This is a genomic window from Rhodococcus sp. IEGM 1330 (assembly GCF_033142445.1).
Taxonomy (GTDB): domain Bacteria; phylum Actinomycetota; class Actinomycetes; order Mycobacteriales; family Mycobacteriaceae; genus Rhodococcoides.
Window position 1 is genome coordinate 216,403 of record NZ_JAWLSB010000007.1, and the last position, 19,460, is coordinate 235,862.

Here is a 19,460-nt window from a genome sequence, read left to right on the forward strand (position 1 = left end):
AGCATGAGTGACGGTGGCCAACGCCCGAAGTCCGATGGCCGTAAGCGGCGTTGGGAACAGCACAACACCGATCGTCGACGCCATATCATCGACGCCGCCATGACGGTTCTGGCCCGCGATATCGCTCCTGGTGAGCGGCTCACCACCGCTCAGATTTCCGCCGAGGCCGGCGTGCATCGCACCGGGCTGTACCGGCATTTTCGTGATCGCACCGACTTGGACACGGCCATTCAGCGGGCCATCTGCTCGGAGTTGACGGCCACGTTGGTCACGTCGTTCGCGTTGACCGGAACTCCTCGCGACGTGGTGCATCGAGTGGTGAGCACCTATGTGCGGTGGGTTGCCGAGCATCCCGCGTGGACGCGTTTCGTCGAGCAGGACGTCAGTGCCGAATCGCCCAGTCCCCTCGAGGAGACCAACGCAATGCTGGCCGAGCAGCTGGAAGTGAGCGTCGCCGCTTTCCTCGCCCTCGTCCACGCAGACCTGACCACAGACGACTGGTCGCTGGTGCGGCCGTGGGTGGCGGGCCTCGTCTCCGGCTGCATGGGTGCGGTGCGCAGTTGGAGCGGGCAGACCGAAACACGCACCGGCCTCGATCATTTCGCCACGTTCCTGGCCGACACCATCTGGCTGCAGGTCAAGGGCCTCGGTGCATCCCGCGGCATCGCGATCCCGCAGGTGCCCCTCGAAAGCGTCATCGAGGAGACTCAGCCGAACGACGGCTCACTGCGGTAGCCCGAACGCGTCGGAATACGCGACCATTGGGCACATAGAGTACTTTCGTAGTATCAAAGTATATTTATGGCCGGGATAGTCGCGTTTTCTGACGATCGGGGGCAGCAATGATCTGGTCGCCACACCGCGTCGAGTCGCGGGCCTGGAAGCCGAGTCGGCGTCAAGGTTCGCGGGCCGATCGCACGCTGCAACACATCGAAGTGTCCATCCCACCCATGATCGGCGAAGCGCACTGCGATATGTCCGGCTCAGTTGCTCGGGCTCACGAAGAGGCGATCATTGCTGTCGTACGGCTGGAGGCGGGTTTCGGCGAGCACCTGGCACCTCTGTCCGACTTTCTGCTCCGAAGCGAGTCGGTCGCATCCTCGAAAATAGAGCACATCGACGCCGGCTGGCGAGCCTTCGGCAAGGCGTTCGCCGGAGGTAAATCCAACGCCGAGGCGAAATCTCAACTCGCGGCCGTGCATGCTCTGGCGGCGATGGTCGACGCCGCAGGCAAAGGTCCGATCACCGGTGACAACCTAACGACCGCGCACAGACTGTTGATGGCACCGGATTTCTACACCGCACGCGATTCGGGCATCGTTCGCGACGTGCAGAACTGGATCGGGGGCAGCGATTACACCCCGATCGACGCCCTGTACGTCCCACCTCCGCCGGAGCTCGTTCACGAATCGATGACGGATCTGCTCGCCTTCGCCAATCGAACAGATCTGCCCATACTTGCTCAGGCTGCAATCGCGCACGCGCATTTCGAGTCCATCCACCCGTTCACCGACGGCAACGGCCGTATCGGCCGGGCGCTGATCAGCGCGATCCTGCGGCGACGCGGATTGACCAGACGGGTGACAGTCCCATTGGCATCGGTGATGCTTGCGGACACAGGCCGCTACTTCGACAGACTGACCGACTACCGCGCCGGTGACTCAGATGGATTCGTGGAGTACGTCGCGCACGCGGCAACCGTGTCCAGCTACGCCGCCCAGGACTCCGCCCAGGCCTTGGCCGAGCTTCCCGAACACTGGCGCGCAACTGCCCGACCCCGTGCCAATTCGGCGGACGCGAAGATCATCGACGCCTTGCTCGATACCCCGATCTTGAACGCGGACACAGCGAGTCAGATCACCGGCACCACCGATGCGAGCACCTATCGCGCCCTCGCTCGGCTGACCGAGGCCGGCGTGCTCGAGGTACTGACAGCCAGCAAGCGCAACCAGATCTGGGCTGCCACGGCTGTATTGGCCGAGCTCGATGCGCTCAGCATCACCATCGGCAAACGCTCGACCAGCAGCGAGTAGGCCACTCAGCCGAACGACGGCTCACTGCGGTAGCGCGAGGGCCGTCCGTCGATACCGAGTGCGCGCCATACGCGTCGGGACACGCGGTTCATCATTCCGAGTTCGTCGGCCAGCATCCGTACGTCACCGAATGTGTCGCGCAATGCCTTTCGTGACGGTTCACTGTTCCACCAGACGGCGTCGACTACGGCGTCGGGGATGGCGAGGTCGCGTCGCATCTGTTTGCTGGGCTTCATGATCATGTCGCACAGTATTCGCATGATGACGGGCATGAGCACCGAGATCGACGCCTTCTGGAAGCGTCCGAGCCGCGGTGCCTTGTGCTTGAGGTACTGGTGCGCGAAGCCGATGTGCCGGGCCTCTTCGGCGATGTGAATCTGCATCACGCGCATCACCAAGGGGTGCCCCACCGCACCGCTGCGCAGGATTCCCTTCTGCATATGGTCGATCGGCTCCTCTCCTGCGAGGACGCCGACGAAGAATCCGAACGGTGCAGATCGGCTGGCGAACAGCGCCGCCACCGGCACGATCTTGCGGAACCACGCAGGCCCGCCCGGCACGTCGATGCCGATGCGGTTGACCAGTTCCTGGAACATCTGGGTGTGGTGGCACTCTTCGGTCGCCTCGTGCGTCGAGTACCGGAATTCGGGTGAATCGTTCGGCAGCGTGAGGGCGTAGTGCATGAGTCCGCTGATGAGGATCTGCTCGAACTGCAGGCCCACCTTGACCATGCTGGCCTGGCGATACATTCCGACGTGGATCTGCTCGTCCAGGGGAAGCGACTTGTACCAGTCGGTGTGACCGAGCGGATCCTCGTCCGGGAGTACCCACCGGGGGTCATCGGGAATGACCGCGTACTCGGGCTCATCCCACGGGATGTCGAGGAAGGCGTCGAAGTGCTGATGCACCGATGCCGTCGACAGCGCGTGCAGGTTGTCTCGGTAGAGCGTTCGTGCGTCGTCGACTGCAGTCATGGTGGTCCTTCCGCCTGCGTCCGAACAATGTGTACGCAACACAGCGTCACATATAAAATGCGTTAGTGCAACGGACCGTCGCAGATACATGAGAAATTCTCTTCGAAACGACGAAACCGGTCGACCGCAACGCGGTCGACCGGCCTCGGGGAGGGTCCGTTCGGCGCTGTCGTCGTGAGCGGAAATTCGTAGCAGGCTACGAAGTTCCAGTCACATGCGACGAAGTCGCTCTATCACCAGTACGGCAACACCATCACAACGAACCCGATGCCGACGATGATTCCGACGAAGCCGGTCCCGACGGCAAGCGCCCTGTCGCTGCGATCGGCGGGCGGGCCGGAGAGATCGGGGCTGCGATCGGCCCACAACGCGGATGCGACGGCGATCAGTCCTGCAGCGATGCCGAGCCCGGCAGCCCAGAACGAGACGATCGACATCGCGCCGAACATGACGGCAATCTCGGTGACCTGAGCGCGAGTACGAATGCGCCGATTCCACCACTTCGGTGGCATGTCGTCGTCCGAATCACGTGTATCGAAGTGGGTAGAGGTGACGGTCACTGCGGACTCCTTTCGAGTGAGTATGTGCCTCCATTTTGGCACTCGACGGTGGAGAGAGCCAATCCCCTGTACGGCGCTGACCGGCAGGCGAACCCCCGGTTTCGCACACGCGCGCGCACTTGTCAGACGCGTTCGGATTCGCCCCCGATCCGGGCATGATTCGCGCGCACCTGGCAAACGCGCGCGCGTTTGCGGGAAATCTGGCCCGAATACCTCAACGACTGCGGCGCAGTGCCTTTCGGCGATACATGTCGGCGTCGGCGAGGGGCAACAAGGAATCGAGTACGTCGGCGTTCGGATCACCGAGTGCCGTTCCGTAAGTGACTCCCACGGGGTGCCCCTCGATCAATTCCCGGGCGAGAGTGTCGACCTGCTCTTCGTCGTGTCCCGCGACGAGGACGGCGAATTCGTCGCCGCCGAGTCTGGCGACCACACTTCCGGCGGGAGCCTTGTCCATCAGTCGCTCGGCCACTTCGATGAGCACGCGGTCGCCGGCGGCGTGGCCTTGTCTGTCGTTGACTGCTTTGAAGTGGTCCACATCGAACACGATGACGGCGATGTTCTCCCATCGACGTGCAGCGCCGTCAGCGAGGTTCGCCGCCGCGTAGGTGAAACCTGCGCGGTTCCATGTGGCAGTCAGCGGATCTCGCAAAGCGCCGGCGATGAGGTCGGCACCGAGGGCACCGAACACCTCGGCAGCTCCGAGGATGCACACCACGTAGAGGATTGCCCACAGAGTCGGAACCGGGGCAGGAGAGACCAGCAGCGCTGTGGTCGAGAGCGTGGCGAGCGCGATGCACAGCACGCGCGCCAGTGCTACGCGGTATGTCGCCCGGAGGTAGAGCGCGAGGAACATCGCCGGTATCAGCGCCCACACTTGGCCTTCGACGTACTCGTGGAACACCATTGTCAGGGCCGGTGCCGCCGCTGCACACGCGATGGCAACTCCCTGCCGTACTGGGTTGGGTCGCCGAGCTGCCAGCGCCAGTAGGCCGATTGCAGCCACTGCCGCAGCCCACATCTCCCCTACTGCACCCGCCCCGTTCGTATCGAACCTCGACGCGCCGACCGCCACGAGATACAGCACCATGCAGACGGCGAGCAGGGATGCGAGCACGCGGCGGCGTCCATCGAGCACCAACGAGACCGCACTCGGCATCGCTTGCCGCTCTCGCCGGGGGATCACAGACCGTCCATCGCTGTCGCACCGTCCGCGTTACCCGTCGAGGTACATCGAGTGACACATTTCGCACTCGCGGAGAAATCGAGTGCGAGAGTAAAACCATTCGGACCAGTCGCACTGGTCTAAACTTGCGACATGAGGACGATCACCAGCACAGAAGCCAAGACGCGGCTGAATGCGATTTTGGCCGAGGTGGAGCGAACCGGCGTGTCGATCACGATCACCAATCACGGTCGGCCCGTCGCGGTACTGACACCGACTCGGCCCAAGCCCCGCGTCTTCGGCCAGCTGCGCGGTCTCGTCGTACCTGAATCGTTCGACGAACCGTTGCCTCCGACGGAACTGTCCGGTTGGGAAACGCCGGCGTGACATCGTTCCTTCTCGATACCAACGCGCTGCTGTGGCTCGTCACCGATTCCGACAGGATGTCCGACGACGCGCGGAGCACACTCGCCGATCAGAGCAACGAACTGGTGGTCTCCGCGGCCTCGGCATGGGAGATCGCAATCAAGACTCGAATCGGGCGCTTCGACGGCAAAATTCTGTTGTCGACGTGGACCGAAACGTTGACCGGGATGAACGCGACCGAACTCCCCATCGACTCTACGGACGCTTCAGTGGCCGGCCAGCTCGACTGGGCCCACAACGATCCGTTCGACCGGATGATCGTGGCCCAAGCCCTACGTCGAAACCTCACCATTGCAACCAACGACCGAATCGTTCTCGACGGGGCACTCACTTCGATACTCGACACCCGCGCTTGACCGCGTTCACGGCCGATCAGCCCCACAGAAGCCGTTGCCCCACCGAAGCTTTCGTCGGACCCAGATCGAAGGTCGTGGCGTCGGGCATCAGGTACGGGACGAGTATCCGCATCGCGTACTCGCGGTGTTCGAGGAGCACCTCGAGATAGGTGCCCGACGCCTCCTCGCCGGTCACGTCGGAGACGATGGCGTACGACCGCAGATCCCCGGCGACTGCACGCAGATCGTGGACGAGTTGCTCGTGCAGCACGGTGTTCGATGCCCCGCCTCCCTCCGACCGCAGCGGCGCGAGCACCCGCTGCCCGCCGGAGATGGCGTTGACGACTGCCATCGGGTGGAGTCCCCAGTTCTCACTGATCCGCTCCGCTGCGATGTCGATACAGACGTCGAGCAGGTCGTCGAAATCCTGTTGGCACTCCATGCTCGTCACTTCTCGCCACATCGTCATGTTCCAACGTCCCCCATCGTCGACCGACCACCCAACCCCTTCGACGCTCGGCGACGACGGATGGTTCCCGAAAGTCGTACATTCGTGCCAGTTTGCTGCCTACCGGCGACAGTTCCCTCAAGTGTCGGCCAGACCGAGCTCCCGGCAGACGCACGTGCCGTTGGGCTCGACCGGACCTGGACTAAACTCTCGGTGCGGGAAGGGGAGAGAGCGGGTCGTTGCGTCGTGGAGGATCACTGGTACCGGCGCATGTTCGCCTCCAGCCCCGTGGCGCAGGCGCTCTCCGACGCCGACGGATTGTTCGTCGACGTCAATGTCGCCTACTGCGAACTCGTCGGCCTGTCCTCCTCGGAACTGATAGGTCGATCCGCGACGGTGCACACTCACCCGGACGACCTCGCACTCCACGGCAGCGTCGAGGATCTGATGGCCGCCGGGACGGCCGCTGGAAAATCCGTGAAGGTCGAGGTGAGGTTCGTTCGACCGAACGACGAGATTCGCTGGGTTCTGCTGACTCTGGTTCCTTTCACCGGTCCGTCCGATGTCGAGTGGACGCTCGCCGCCGCTCTCGATATCACCGAACGAAAGGAAGTCGAGGACGGCATCCTGCGTGCGTCCCGAACAGATCCACTGACCGGGGCACTCAACCGTCGCGGCTGGTCGGACTACGCGGTGTCCGTCGTCGACGGCGATTCGGTCGACACCGTCGTCGCGGTTCTCGATCTGGACCATTTCAAACAGTTCAACGATAATTTCGGCCACGCTGCCGGCGATGCGTTGCTCCGCGACTTCGCGTCGACTGCCCGTAACTGCATCGGCGTCGATGGGCTCCTAGCACGATGGGGCGGAGAGGAATTCGTGATCACTCTGCGCAATTGCGATCGTCGTGGTGCTCTTCGATCACTCGAGGCACTTGCAGCCGCCACCACGTCTTCGGGGGTGACGTTCTCGGCCGGGTACACGCTCCAGCGACCGAACGAAGGTCTTCGCAACACACTCGACAGAGCTGACGCACTGATGTTTCAGGCGAAGCGCGCAGGCCGCAATCGAATGATCACCGACGCACCTCGCTGAAACAGTACGAGCACTGTCGCCAAATTGCCGATCCAGCAAAAATTCTTGCTATATCGATGCACGGGCTGTCACTCTGATACCGGCACACCACCGGGAGAGGACGATCGATGACTCACGCATTCGACAAGGACTATTGGGAGCACCATTGGGATGACAGAACATCTCATACCGTCGCAGCGAATCCGTATCTCGTGGAGGAAACAGCCGGACTGACTCCCGGCACCGTGTTGGACGCAGGCTGTGGTGCCGGAGCGGAAGCGATTTGGCTCGCCGAGCAGGGCTGGCGGGTCACCGGTGCCGACATCTCCGCCGCTGCTCTCCACGCCGCCGCGCAGCAAGCGCAGACAGCGGGGGTCGACGTCACCTGGATCGAAGCCGACCTGACGACCTGGAACCCGACCGAGCGATGGGATCTGGTGATGACGAACTACGCGCATCCGTCGATTCCTCAGTTGGAGTTCTATCGACACATCGCGCAGTGGGTTGCGCCGGGCGGTTCACTGCTCATCGTCGGACACCTCCACGATGGGACGCACCATCATTCACACGGGAACGATGAGCAGCCGCCGCACGAGGCCACCGTCACCGCGAAAGACGTCACTGCCCTGTTCGACGCCTCCTCGTGGCGCATCGACACCGCAATCGAGCGTTCAAGAACCGTCGGCGGTACAGGAGTGCACTCGAAGACGTTGCGCGATGCGGTGGTTCGGGTCAGTTCGCGGACACCGCGATAGCCCCAGCGAGTCCGTCGACGAGTGTCGGCAGGAAGTACGGAATCGACAGTGCCGTCGGGCCCACTGCAGCTCCGGCTTCCTGCCCGACGAATCCAGCGACCGCACCTGCTGCAACGGCCGGAATCTGCCGCGAGACAGGCGAATCGAGGAACTGCTGCAGGGCGTCCTCGGTGTCGACCTGAGTGAACACCACATCGGCGTCGATCTTCGAGATGTTCTCCGCCGAGACGGTCGTCGAGTAGGTGGCATCGTCGGTCGCGAGGTCGGTCACCGATGCAGGTGAGACGAAGCCGAGATTCTCGAGCAGCTCCACTCGCGGGTCCGACGGCAACAGCAGGTAGTACACGTCAGCAGCCTCGGACACGTATGCGATTGTGCGGCTGCTGAATTCGGGATGCTCAGCGCCTGCGTCCTGCACCTGGCGGTCCAGATCGGCAACGAGATCGCCTGCGCGCTCGGGAACGCCGAGAACATCACCGGTCGTGGTGATGACATCGCGCCACGGCGTCGACCACAGTTCCTCGGGCGGGGCGATGACGGGAACTCCGGCAGCGGTCACCGCGTCGTACTCGGCCCGGGTCATTCCGGAGTGCGGAGCCAACACGACGTCGGGGTCGGTGGCGAGAAGCTTCTCGACGGACAAGGAATCCGTGACATTGTCCAGCAGAACCGGGGCAGGACCGCCGAGCGACTCGATCGCGTCGGACACCCACGGATAGATCAGATCGTCACCTCCGCCGTATTCGGCCGACGGCATCGCCACCGGGACGACACCCAGGGCGAGCACCGCATCGGTGGTACCGAATCCCCACGTCGCGACCCGTTCCGGGACGGCGTCCAGGGTGGTGTCTCCGTACATGTGGCGCACGGTCAGCGGAAACGAACCGGTGGACGGCGAGTCGGTCGGGCTGTCGGTCGAATCGTTGGAGCTGCAGCCGGCCAATGCGATGGACGCGGCCGCCACGGCGGTGAGCACTGCAGCGAAGCGAGTGGTTGCAGGGTGAGTCATCGAAGTCCTGTAAGTCGAGGGCAGTGGATACTGAGGTTAGCCTTAGCTATTTCCATGCCCAAATCCGGCTACACCGCTCACAGGAACCTCGCAGCGGAGGTTCAGGGTATTCACCGGAACGTCCCAGAGTATTGGCCCTACCGAATCATTGAGTGCCACATCGAAGGAGACGTACGACGATGACCCGTATCCCAGAGCCCACCGATACGCCCCAAGGACCCGCATACGAGGGCCGACTGCTCGATCGCCCCACCGAGGAGGTCGTCGACCAGGGTGCAGGGTTCGATATCACCACCCTCGTCACCCGTCGCCGCGTACTGAGCATCGTCGGCGCTGGAGCCGGCGCATTGGCGTTGGCTGCCTGCTCGAGCACATCGAGCTCTGGAAGTTCCACCGCCACAACGGCAACCGCGTCGAGTACCGCGACCGCGGCAACGAGCGAGATCCCCGACGAGACCAACGGCCCCTACCCGGCCGACGGCTCGAACGGCGTCAACGTGCTCGAAGAATCGGGCATCGTCCGCCGCGACATCACCTCCAGTCTCGACGCCGGCACCACGGTCAGCGGAGTGCCGCTATCGCTCGGTCTCACTCTCACCGACATGGCGAACGACAATCGCCCCTTCGAGAATGCCGCCGTGTACCTGTGGCAATGCGATGCGGCAGGCCTGTATTCGATGTATTCCGAGGGGGTCGAGGACGAGACGTACCTGCGCGGCATTCAGGCCGCCGACGCCAATGGCACCGTCACCTTCGACACCATCGTCCCCGGTTGCTACAGCGGCCGCTGGACCCACATCCACTTCGAGGTCTATCCCGACGCGGCCTCGGCGACCACCGCAGACAATGCCATCGCCACCTCGCAGATCGCATTCCCTCAGGACATGCTCGACGCGATCTACCAGCTCGACACCTACCCGGGATCGGCGCAGAACCTTGCCCAGCTCGGCAGCCTCGACAACGACAACGTGTTCGGCGACGGCTACGACCTGCAGATGGGATCGTTCTCGGGCGACCCCACCGGCGGCTATGTCGGATCGCTGGCCGTCGCCATCGACACGACCACCGAACCCACCGCCGGCGCAGCCCCATCCGGCGGCGGAGCCACCGGCGGACAACCTCCGATGGGCGGCGGCACTCCCCCGGCCGGTGGCCCGCCCGCCGGCTCTGCACCCACCAACTGATCACCCCCACCTCACACCACCTAAGGAATCATCATGTTGCACAACCTCACCGGATGGCACGCTCTCATCGTCCTCGCCATCCTGCTGCTCGTCTTCGGCTCGACCAAGCTCCCCTCACTCGCCAAGGGCGTCGGCCAGTCATTGCGCATCCTGAAAGACGAAGTGCGCGAGGAGAAGAAGACCGCGAAACGTGACGATACGACGGCACCGGTGTTCGCCGACGCTGCGTCCACGCCGGTTCCGTACCGACACACGTCGTGAGCACAGCCACCGCCGCGCGAGGCACGGCCACACGGCCTGCCACTCCGCGGGGCACCATGCCTCTTGCGGGGCATGTGCGCGAGGCACGTCGCCGCGCGATACGCGCGGCGGTGTCGCTGCTCGTCGGCATAGTGATCGGATTCGCGCTCTCCGATCAGATTCTCGACATCCTGCGCGCACCCATCGAAGAACTCGCCCTCACCCGCCAGGCCAGCCTCAACTTCGAAACCGTCACCGGCGCTTTCGATCTCGAACTCAAGATCGCCCTGTTCACCGGCGTCATCGTCTCGTCTCCGGTGTGGCTGCGTGAGCTGTTCGCCTACCTCACCCCCGGCATGACGCGTCGGGAAAAGAAATACGTCTACGGATTCTCCGCGGCCGCCGCTCCATTGTTCGTCGCCGGCTGCGTGTTCGGGTTCGCCATCTTCCCCCGCATGGTCAGCGTCCTCGCCGGGTTCTCCTCCGACCAGGACAGCACCATCCTCAACGCCTCGTACTACGTCGACTTCGTCATGAAGATCGTGTTGGCCACCGGCATCGCCTTCGTCCTTCCGGCCCTGCTGGTGATGCTGAACTGCCTCGGCATCCTCTCCGCACGCAGGCTGCGCAGCAGCTGGCGAATCAGCGTCGTCGCCATCGCGCTGTTCAGTGCACTGGTCACGCCCGCCGCCGACGTCCTGTCGATGTTCCTGGTCGCGGTTCCCATGGCCACACTGTTCGGCGCAGCAATCGTGATCACCGAGGTACACGACAGACGCGCCCTGACACCACCGAAACCGGAGCTCTCATCATGTTCGGCCTGACCTTCGAGAAGCTGTTCCTGGTCGCGATCATCGCCGGGTTCGTACTCGGCCCCTCGCGCCTACCCGGATACGCCCACCAACTCACCCGCGCCGTGCGCACCGTGCGCCACTTCGTCGACACCACCCGCAACGCCGCCGAAGACGAAATGGGCGTCCCGCTCCGACGCTCCGAATGGGAGTCGATGAACCTGCGGCAGTACGACCCCCGCCGCATCGTCAGCGACGCACTGCGTGACACCGAACCCCTGCGTGACACCGACTCTCCGTCCGAACAGGTCCTCGCCGAAGCAGCCCGCGTGCGGCCCGGCCAGAAGTACCTCATCACCGGGCCCGCATCGCATCCACGACGCGTCCTCATCGAGTCACTACCCCAGGACGATCCACGTCGCATCGCCGCACAACTGCAGCCGGAAACCGATACTTCTTCTATCGGTCCTGATGCGACAGCTCACAGTGACAGCCGGTTCGAGCGGAGATGACGCGAATCATTGCGATTCTCCAGGTTGGTACGAGCCGCGCCAAACATTCCTCGCAACCGTTCACGCCCCGAAACCGGTGACACGGCCCGAATGAAGCGAGCTATCAGCCAAACACGTTGCTATGAAGCACAATTGACGCTTCCGTTCCCACCTGCAGCGACGGCCGGAGTACTACCGTCGCAGCATGAGGAACACGAGGTCACTGGCGCGGACGATCGGCGTCGCAACTGCCGCACTCGTCATCCCGCTCGTTCTCGGTTCGACCGCCGTGGCATCGTCGTCTCCGATGACACCGCGAACCCAACAGATCTCCTCGGCACCACTGCGTCTGGGCATCATCAATCCCAACGGCCCGTCCGCCACGGGGGAGTTGGAGCAGATCGAATCCGTCCTCGGTGAGCGTGCGTCGCTCGCCGTGATCTACAAGGACTTCGCGCAGCCCGCTCCGATCGCCGAGCTCGACGCCGCCGACGCACGCGGGTCGACGACTTTGCTGACGTGGGAACCCTGGGCTGCGGGCGCGGGCGTCGTGCAACCCGATTTCCAGTCCTCGGACATCACCTCGGGCCGGTACGACGCCTACATCACCGGATGGGCTCGGTCGCTGGCCAATTGGGGCAAACCGGTGATGCTTCGGTACGCGCACGAGATGAACGGCAATTGGTATCCGTGGGCAGATCGGGTCAACGGCAACACCGACGGTGACTACGTGCGTGCGTATCGCCATGTTCACGATCTGTTCACCGCAGCCGGCGCTTCCAACGTCGAGTGGGTGTGGAATCCCAACGTGCCCAACGCAGTTCCCATGTCGGTGGTCTATCCAGGCAGCCAGTACGTCGATACGGTGGGACTCGACGGCTACAACTGGGGAACCAGCCAGTCGTGGAGCGTATGGCAGACCCCGGATCAGTTGTTCGGAGACGGCTTGGCGCAGGTGCGGGCACTCGCACCGGGCAAGCGAATCGTTGTCGGTGAGGTCGCGTCCGCCGAGGTCGGTGGGTCCAAGCCTGCCTGGATCACCCGGCTGATCGAGTACCTGGCCGCGCAGCCGGACGTCACCGGGTTCCTGTGGTTCGACATGAACAAGGAAGTGGACTGGCGCATCGACAGCAGTCCCGCCTCCGCTGCCGCCATGGCACCGGCTCTCGCCGCACGGCCCGGGCGCTGACTACCAAGCAGAAAGCGCGGCCGATGCTGCGTCGAGTGCGGCCGGCGAGCTGTCGAGACGCCAGTTCGCCTCGCCCTCTTTGTCGAAATCGAACCACAGCACTCCGCTGACCGAGGTCGTGTCCAGGTACTCGAACAGGTCGGCGATCCAGGCGGGCTTGTCACCCAGCTGGTCTCCGGTTCCGGTTTCGTAGATCCAGACCGGCTTGCCCGGCGCAACTGCGTTCGCCGTCTGGAGTGCCCCGCCGAAGACCTCGTCCGGCGTCTGCCACGACGTCGCCTCTCCGCCTCCGTTGTATCCGTCGATACCGATCACATCGACGTACATGTCGCCGGGGTACGACGCCTCGGCGGTGGGCAACCCCTCTGCGCGGCCACTACTGGCGTCGAAGGACCACACCCATTGCACTTTGTTGGCACCGCTGCGCATGAATATGTCGTGAACGCGTCGGTAGGCGTCGAGGTAGTCATCAGCGGTACTCCGCGAACCATCGACCGACCACGGGTACCACGTTCCGTTCATTTCGTGCGCAAAACGAATCTGCATGGGTTGACCGAATTGTGCTGCTGCGTCTGCCCATTGGGTGATGTAGGCATCGAACTCCCCAGCCGCGATACGGGACGGCGAGTAGCCGTCCTGATACTCGCCGGCGTTCGGATCCCACGGCTCCCAGGTGACGGCGGGAATCGCGCCTCGGTTGTGGATCTCGTACAGGGTGTCCACCGGTAGCGGACGCTGCCATGCCCACGCCTCGAAGAAGTTGACCACCTCGGGCTCTCTCCCCAGCGCTTCGCCGGTGTCGAATGCCGAGCTCACTCCTGCATTTTCACCGTCCGAGGACAAACCGAACGTGCGCGCAGGGCGGTCGGGCGCTGACGAGCACCCACCGACCGCGACGGACAGCACAGTGATGAGCGTGAGCAACGACGTCCGGAAGCGGGTCATAAGGAGTCCCAGATTAGATCAAACGACGGACAGTCCGAAAACAGCGGCCAAAGCAAACTCGAGGTATGTTTCAGTGGTCGGGGGACAGCAGGTCAATGACGACCTCATTCCATCTCCACTGCCGCGCTCCTGAGCCGATTGGTCGTCATGACGTCTATCTTCCAGAGCCATACGGTGCGCTTCGCCCCACCGGATTCGGATGAACTGCCCTCTCCACCAACGGATATCGAGCGCGACTCGTACCTGCAGAGCGAGCACCGCTGGATTCCGTTGGCGTCGAGTTTCGGTGGCTTCCTCACCACGGTCAGCCTGCTGTACCTGGTGCAGGGGCAGGCGTGGGCAATTCCGTTGCTGGTCCCACTCGCCATCACGACGGCAGCGATGATCCTCTCACTGCTGACCTCCGTGCAGCCGCGCCGCGACACCTTGGCCGGCCACCGAGAGCGCGTGCGCGCCTACCGGCCCGTGCACTACCCGAGCGTCGATGTGTTCCTGCCGAGCGCCGGCGAAGACATCACTGTGTTGCACAACACTTTCTGGCATGTGAGTCAGCTCGAGTGGAGTGGCGAGCTGACCGTCTACGTGCTCGACGACTCCGATCGAGACAGCGTTCGAGACCTGGCCGACGCCTTCGGCTACGAGTATCGCGTCCGGCCCAACCGCGGATACCTGAAGAAGGCAGGCAACCTGCGATTCGGATTCGAAGAGTCCGACGGAGACTTCATCACCATCCTCGACGCAGATTTCGTACCGCGTCCGGACTATCTGCATCAACTCATGCCGTACACCACCGAAGAAGACGTGGCCATCGTGCAGAGTCCGCAGTACTTCGACACCACGCTGCGGATGAAGTGGATGGAGTACTCGGCAGGGGCGACGCAAGTGTTGTTCTATCGCTGGATTCAGGCGGCGCGAGATCGAAGCGATGCGTCGATCTGCGTCGGTACCTGCGCGATCTATCGGCGCAGCGCACTCGAGGCCGGCGGTGGCTTCTCGGCCATCGAACACAGCGAGGACGTCTACACCGGTGTCGATCTCATGCGCGTCGGGTACCGAACTCGCTACGTACCGGTGGTCGTATCGAACGGCCTGTGCCCGGAGACGCTCGATCAGTTCGCCAACCAGCAGTACCGCTGGGCGAACGGGTCGATGAGTCTGCTCAAGTCCCGCGACTTCCATGCGGTGAAGTTCTCACTGCGCCAACGCCTGTGCTTCTGGTCCGGCTTCATGTACTACATCGACACGGCGATCAACATCTATGCCATCGCGCTGCCGCCGATTCTGATGGCCTTCCTCGCCCCCGAGGACGTGTCCATCAACAACTACCTGTTCGTGTTCCTGGCCATGGTGGTGCGCATCGCCATCGTCCCCGTCGTCACCATGGGCCGCGAGAGCGCCATCGGGCTCGACCGCGTGCAGACGTTCTATTCCTACATCCACTCCGTGGCGGTGTTCGACGTCCTCCGGGGTCGCACGGACGCGTGGCAGGCCACGGGAATCAAGACCCGCTCCACCACCGCCCGGCGCGTCAAACGTCTGATGACCACGTGGCTGGTGCTCGTCCAGGTGGCGATGTGGGTCGGCATCTTCTGGCGGGCTCCCGAGTACGGCTGGTCGAATTACGCACCGATGATCGGTTTCGCCGTCTTCAACCTCGTCGTGGTCTATCCACTGATGTTCTGGCGTACCGATTTCCCCACTCTTCTCGATCCGATGACGCTGCGTCGAAAGCTGTTTCGCTCGGAGATCTCGACCTTCGTGCACCAGATGCCATCCGATCGCTCCACGCGGCGCACACCCTCGACGCCCCGCAGTTGGCTGACGGCGTCGTGGCCGTGGTTGGTGCTGATGTGCGCGGTGTCCTCTGCTCTGTCGCTTCGGCCCGGTTCCAACACCACCGCCTTCCAGGACGAGGGCCTGTACGTGTTCGTCGGGCACCGGATGATCGAGCACATCACCGACGGTGTCAACGTCACCGAATATCCGGGTGCCTATTTCTCCGGCGCCCCGGGCCTGTTCCCGATCCTCGCTGCGGCAGCTGATTCCGTCGGCGGCCTCGAGGCGGCACGCATGGTCAGCATGGTGTTCGTCTGGGTGGCGATCGTCGCGACATACGGCGTGGGCAGCCAGCTCTTCGGCCGGCTCGCGGGCCTGCTCGGTGCCGCGGCCTTCCTGCTGTGCGGCTCGGTGATCTTCCTGTCTCACATGGCGACCTTCGATGCGATGGCCATGAGCCTGGTCGCCGTCGCCCTGTGGCTCACAGTGCGCAGTGCGCAACAGGATTCACTGCTCTGGGCTCCGATCATCGGAGCGGTACTGGCCCTGGCCTTCCTCACCAAGTACGCCACGGCGGTCTATCTTCCCGGTATCGCGGTGATCGGAATGTTTTTGACGTGGAACAAGATTCGATGGGGAGCCGTCCGGCAGGCATTGTTGATGGTGTTGTCGGCCGTTGCGGTGTCGTTCTTCGTTCTGGTCTTCTGGGCCCAGGATCTGGTTCCCGGAATCGTCTCGACCACCACCAGCCGCACGCCGATCTCTCCGGCCTCGGCACCGCTGCTGCTCACCAACGTCGCGATGTGGGTCGGCGTGATCCTGATCCTGGCGGTGTGCGGCGCTGCTCTCCAGTGGCGACGTTGGCCGCTCGTCCTGACGCTGCTGGCGTTCAGCGTCATTGGGCCTGCGCAGCAGATTCGCATCGGCGAGGAAACGTCGCTGTCCAAGCACGTCGCGTTCGGCATGGTGTTCGCCGCCCCACTGGCGGGATACCTACTTGCCTGGTTCATCGCGCGCTCCAAGTGGTTCGGGGTTCCGTTCGCGGCTGCCGCGCTGTCGATGCAACTGCTTCTGGGCTGGACTCAATCGCACGAATTCCTCACCTCGTGGGTCGACGACACCGCGGTGGTGGAGGCCCTGCGTGAGGAGATCGCCGTCTCGCCGAACAAAGCTATCCTCGGTGAGGAACCGTCGGCGCAGCGCTACGCCCTGCGCGGTGAGGTGGAACCGATCCTGTGGACGGACACGTTCAGCCTGAACTACGGAAACAAGAACGGCATGGACGCGTACCGCGAAGCGATCGACCAATCACATTTCGGCACGATCTATCTGAGTCTGAACACCGACAACGGACGAGCGATCAACGAGTATCTGACAACCGGGGACACGCCGTATCGCCTGTCGAACAAGGTGCCCTTCACTCGACAAGGCGAGTTCGCGGGTTACTACCTGATCTGGACTCCGAACGTGTTGGCACGATGAACTCCACTTACTCCGACGTCCTGGTGTGCATCCCGACCTACAACGAATCCGCCAATCTCGTTCCGCTGGTGCGTCGGGCATTGGATTCCGTTGCCGGTGCCACGATTCTCGTCATCGACGATTCCAGCCCCGACGGCACCGGGGACATCGCGGACGCATTGGCGGCGGAGCATCCCGACGTGCGAGTTCTGCATCGCCCCGCCAAATCGGGTCTGGCCACCGCATATCTCGATGCGTTCCGATACGGCCTCGAGAACGGATTCACTCGACTGGTGGAGATGGATGCCGACGGCAGTCACCCTCCCGAACGGTTGCCGGCGATGATCGCGGCCTCCTACGCTCCCGGTGTCGGCCTCGTCATCGGATCCCGCTACGTACCCGGCGGGCGTACCGAAGGGTGGCCGCTGAGTCGCAAGATCCTCTCCAAAGCCGGAAACACCTACGTACGCCTGCTCACACCGTTGACGGTGCGAGACGCCACCGCGGGCTATCGAGTATTCACCGCCGATGTGCTTCGCGTGATGGATCTCGATTCCGTCACCTCGCGCGGGTACAGCTTCCAGATCGAAATGGCATTGCTGGTGGCCGATACCGGAAAGAAGATCAGCGAAGTTCCCATCACTTTCCGCGAACGAGAATCCGGCACCAGCAAGATGAGCCGCGCCGTCGTCGTCGAAGCACTGTGGAAAACGACGATCTGGGGATGGCGACAGAGATCGGTGCAGCCCACGGCACGCACGGCTGAATCCGAAAGCCGATAACCGTACGCACACATACCTGGCGGTTAGAGCGGCGAAAGAAGAACGATATGTAACACATTCGTGCATGATGAAGCCCATGACTACCAGCGTCTTTGCTGCTACCGAGTCCGGTGTGACCACGATTGCGGTGTGGACCTTGATCGTCGTCGTCATCGCTGCGCTCGGTGCTGCGTGGGCGGCGATGAGTGTTCGCCGGGTCGGCGCGAACGAGGATGTGATGTCGCGGGAGTTGGCGGCGTTGCACACTTCCGTCGATCGTCAGGTGCGTCAGTCCAGCGACAACGACTCGTGGAATCGCGACCAGGTAACTGCGCGATACCAGGAGCTACTCTTCGCGCTGTCCAACGTCGATCGGGTTGTGGCCGAGGAGATTTCGGCAGCGGTGGTCTCGACGCCGGTCGGTGACCTCAAAGCTGCGACGCGGGCATTGAACAAGGCCTACGACCAGCTGAATCTGGCGCTCACCGCCGCACTGGTGGTCGCGCGCAGGCGCGTCCATCCGTTGGCGCTGGAGTTGTCGACGGGCATCGATCGTCGGGTGTTCGCACCGCTGGCTCCCGAAACCGGAATCCCCGCTCCGGCACACGAACGTCTGCAGAGCGAGCACGCGTACATCACCAGAATGCACTCGCTGCTGCTGAAGGCGATGCGCGCCGATCTGGGTCTGCTCGATCCCAGCGCCGAAGCGACACTGATCTTCACGACGAAAGAAGTGGAATCCGGTGTGCTGGCGGATCGATCGACGGCTGCCGGCCGTAGCGCCGTGCAACTGATCAATCTGCTCGAGGATTTCGGTGTGATGCCCTTGCTCGGGGCCGAGGACGACTTCGTGATGTCCGACGCGCTGGTGGTCCAATGCGAGGAGCTCTACAGCGCGGTGAGCCCGAACTTTCAGGCGGTACTGCGCCACATCGGTGACGAAATCCATCTCGCGATTCGTCCCGACCTCACCGACGACCGCCTCGAGGAAATCTACGAAATAGCAGTACGACTGGTCGAAGCCGGATTGCGCGGAAACATCCACCGCAGAGACGGATTGGACGGCAGCAGCCTGTTCCTGATCGATCCGACCCACAAGGCGGGTATGGATCGAGTGTAGTTCCGATCTACCGCGCCTTCCTCGGAAGCTCTCGCTATCAGCTTCCCACCGGCCGGAAGCCCGCACCCGGAGCCCCCGATGCGCTCAGCAAGCGCACCGACTCCGGTGCGGATGCGTACGCGGTGGGACTGAGCAGCGGAGCGCCCGATGCATGGCTGGCGATTCCGACGAGCGTGGTGCCGGCCACCAGCGGTGCCCCTGAGTCGGCCCAGACGGTGACGGCATCGGACATCAGGTCGCCGCCTCGGTCCTCGACGATCGTGCCGCACGTCAGTCCGCTGCCGAGCCCGGTCTTGCAGACCGGCTGACCCACCGACCCGATGCCGATGTCCGTCACGGTGATTCCGCCCAGACTCGACACCGGTGTGACTCTGGTGGGATCGAGGACGATGACGCCGTAATCGGGTCCCCAATGCCCGACGGCCGTAGTGCCGACTGGGGCCGCAGGCGATCCGACGAGGGTGACGGGCAGGCCCGTACGCAGAATGCAGTGGCCTGCGGTGAGCGCGACGAGTCGGCCGGCGTCGTCGTATCCGACTGCCGCGATGGAGCAGGCGGTGAGGTCGTCGATACCTCCGGTGGTGACGAAACCACTGCCGGGTCCGACGACCGGAAGGGGCGCTGCAGCAGCGGTTCCGGGAGCCATCGCGCTGACGGCCAGGACGGCGGCAGCAAACAGTCCACTGACACAACCGAGTCGGGCTTTCTTCATAGTGGGCATCC

The 19,460-nt window shown here is 63.5% G+C and carries 21 protein-coding genes; 14 read left to right on the plus strand and 7 right to left on the minus strand.

The window, feature by feature from the left end; genetic code table 11:
- Nucleotides 1–3 precede the first annotated feature (3 nt).
- On the plus strand, nt 4–735 hold the full coding sequence (locus R4P57_RS17970) for a TetR/AcrR family transcriptional regulator (protein ID WP_317804163.1): 732 nt from the start codon (nt 4–6) through the stop codon (nt 733–735).
- Nucleotides 736–842: 107 nt separating this feature from the next.
- The gene (locus tag R4P57_RS17975; protein WP_317804164.1) at nt 843–2,033 is read left to right on the plus strand and encodes a Fic family protein; all 1,191 of its coding nucleotides are present in this window, start codon (nt 843–845) and stop codon (nt 2,031–2,033) included.
- A 5-nt stretch (nt 2,034–2,038) separates the two neighbouring features.
- Here the strand turns inward: R4P57_RS17975 and R4P57_RS17980 are convergent, their stop codons facing one another.
- From R4P57_RS17980 to R4P57_RS17990, 3 genes are all read right to left on the minus strand, one after another.
- Nucleotides 2,039–3,007, minus strand: coding sequence for a diiron oxygenase (locus R4P57_RS17980; RefSeq protein ID WP_317804165.1), 969 nt, complete (start codon nt 3,005–3,007; stop codon nt 2,039–2,041).
- Nucleotides 3,008–3,240: 233 nt separating this feature from the next.
- A complete protein-coding gene (locus R4P57_RS17985) occupies nt 3,241–3,567 on the minus strand; it encodes a hypothetical protein (protein ID WP_317804166.1) in 327 nt (108 codons plus the stop codon).
- Nucleotides 3,568–3,781: 214 nt separating this feature from the next.
- Nucleotides 3,782–4,753 carry a GGDEF domain-containing protein gene (locus R4P57_RS17990; RefSeq protein ID WP_317804168.1) on the minus strand — a complete coding sequence of 324 codons (972 nt, stop codon included), beginning with the start codon at nt 4,751–4,753 and terminating at the stop codon, nt 3,782–3,784.
- Between the two features lie 132 nt (nt 4,754–4,885).
- On the opposite strand from R4P57_RS17990, the gene R4P57_RS17995 reads away from it, so the two are divergent.
- Both R4P57_RS17995 and R4P57_RS18000 read left to right on the plus strand, forming a co-directional pair.
- A complete protein-coding gene (locus R4P57_RS17995) occupies nt 4,886–5,119 on the plus strand; it encodes a type II toxin-antitoxin system Phd/YefM family antitoxin (RefSeq protein ID WP_317804169.1) in 234 nt (77 codons plus the stop codon).
- Nucleotides 5,116–5,514: a type II toxin-antitoxin system VapC family toxin gene (locus R4P57_RS18000; protein WP_317804170.1), complete on the plus strand. Its 399-nt coding sequence runs from the start codon at nt 5,116–5,118 to the stop codon at nt 5,512–5,514. Before R4P57_RS17995 ends, R4P57_RS18000 begins: the two co-directional genes overlap by 4 nt.
- Before the next feature lie 16 nt (nt 5,515–5,530).
- Here R4P57_RS18000 and R4P57_RS18005 read toward each other — a convergent pair whose 3' ends face one another.
- Nucleotides 5,531–5,962, minus strand: coding sequence for a hypothetical protein (locus R4P57_RS18005; RefSeq protein ID WP_317804171.1), 432 nt, complete (start codon nt 5,960–5,962; stop codon nt 5,531–5,533).
- Between the two features lie 60 nt (nt 5,963–6,022).
- Here R4P57_RS18005 and R4P57_RS18010 point away from each other — a divergent pair, with 60 nt between their 5' ends.
- A complete protein-coding gene (locus tag R4P57_RS18010; RefSeq protein WP_317804172.1) occupies nt 6,023–7,036 on the plus strand; it encodes a GGDEF domain-containing protein in 1,014 nt (337 codons plus the stop codon).
- A gap of 107 nt (nt 7,037–7,143) precedes the next feature.
- Nucleotides 7,144–7,770: a class I SAM-dependent methyltransferase gene (locus R4P57_RS18015; protein ID WP_317804173.1), complete on the plus strand. Its 627-nt coding sequence runs from the start codon at nt 7,144–7,146 to the stop codon at nt 7,768–7,770.
- Here R4P57_RS18015 and R4P57_RS18020 read toward each other — a convergent pair.
- Nucleotides 7,748–8,779, minus strand: coding sequence for an ABC transporter substrate-binding protein (locus R4P57_RS18020; RefSeq protein WP_317804174.1), 1,032 nt, complete (start codon nt 8,777–8,779; stop codon nt 7,748–7,750). The genes R4P57_RS18015 and R4P57_RS18020 overlap by 23 nt on opposite strands.
- A gap of 179 nt (nt 8,780–8,958) precedes the next feature.
- Here R4P57_RS18020 and R4P57_RS18025 point away from each other — a divergent pair, with 179 nt between their 5' ends.
- The 5 genes from R4P57_RS18025 to R4P57_RS18045 all read left to right on the plus strand — a co-directional run bounded on the left by R4P57_RS18025 (nt 8,959) and on the right by R4P57_RS18045 (nt 12,674).
- Complete coding sequence (locus R4P57_RS18025) at nt 8,959–9,963, plus strand: intradiol ring-cleavage dioxygenase (RefSeq protein WP_317804175.1); 1,005 nt, start codon at nt 8,959–8,961, stop codon at nt 9,961–9,963.
- 33 nt (nt 9,964–9,996) lie between these two features.
- Nucleotides 9,997–10,224 carry a twin-arginine translocase TatA/TatE family subunit gene (locus R4P57_RS18030; protein ID WP_317804176.1) on the plus strand — a complete coding sequence of 76 codons (228 nt, stop codon included), beginning with the start codon at nt 9,997–9,999 and terminating at the stop codon, nt 10,222–10,224.
- Nucleotides 10,221–11,027, plus strand: a complete 807-nt coding sequence (tatC, locus tag R4P57_RS18035; protein WP_317804177.1) for a twin-arginine translocase subunit TatC — start codon at nt 10,221–10,223, stop codon at nt 11,025–11,027. Before R4P57_RS18030 ends, tatC begins: the two co-directional genes overlap by 4 nt.
- Nucleotides 11,015–11,506 carry a preprotein translocase gene (locus R4P57_RS18040; protein WP_317804178.1) on the plus strand — a complete coding sequence of 164 codons (492 nt, stop codon included), beginning with the start codon at nt 11,015–11,017 and terminating at the stop codon, nt 11,504–11,506. Before tatC ends, R4P57_RS18040 begins: the two co-directional genes overlap by 13 nt.
- A gap of 184 nt (nt 11,507–11,690) precedes the next feature.
- On the plus strand, nt 11,691–12,674 hold the full coding sequence (locus R4P57_RS18045; RefSeq protein ID WP_317804179.1) for a glycoside hydrolase family 26 protein: 984 nt from the start codon (nt 11,691–11,693) through the stop codon (nt 12,672–12,674).
- Here the strand turns inward: R4P57_RS18045 and R4P57_RS18050 are convergent, their stop codons facing one another.
- Entirely contained in the window at nt 12,675–13,619 is a 945-nt protein-coding gene (locus R4P57_RS18050; RefSeq protein ID WP_317804180.1) for a glycoside hydrolase family 26 protein, read from the minus strand.
- A 147-nt stretch (nt 13,620–13,766) separates the two neighbouring features.
- Between R4P57_RS18050 and R4P57_RS18055 the strand changes: the two genes are divergently transcribed.
- The 3 genes from R4P57_RS18055 (at nt 13,767) to R4P57_RS18065 (ending at nt 18,737) form a co-directional block, all read left to right on the plus strand.
- Nucleotides 13,767–16,877 (plus strand): glycosyltransferase family 2 protein, encoded by a 3,111-nt coding sequence (locus tag R4P57_RS18055; RefSeq protein ID WP_317804181.1) that lies wholly within the window; start codon nt 13,767–13,769, stop codon nt 16,875–16,877.
- Nucleotides 16,874–17,638, plus strand: a complete 765-nt coding sequence (locus tag R4P57_RS18060) for a polyprenol monophosphomannose synthase (RefSeq protein ID WP_317804182.1) — start codon at nt 16,874–16,876, stop codon at nt 17,636–17,638. Before R4P57_RS18055 ends, R4P57_RS18060 begins: the two co-directional genes overlap by 4 nt.
- Before the next feature lie 76 nt (nt 17,639–17,714).
- On the plus strand, nt 17,715–18,737 hold the full coding sequence (locus R4P57_RS18065) for a hypothetical protein (RefSeq protein ID WP_317804183.1): 1,023 nt from the start codon (nt 17,715–17,717) through the stop codon (nt 18,735–18,737).
- Nucleotides 18,738–18,774: 37 nt separating this feature from the next.
- On the opposite strand, the gene R4P57_RS18070 is transcribed toward R4P57_RS18065, so the two are convergent.
- Complete coding sequence (locus R4P57_RS18070; protein ID WP_317804184.1) at nt 18,775–19,449, minus strand: hypothetical protein; 675 nt, start codon at nt 19,447–19,449, stop codon at nt 18,775–18,777.
- Nucleotides 19,450–19,460: the final 11 nt, after the last annotated feature.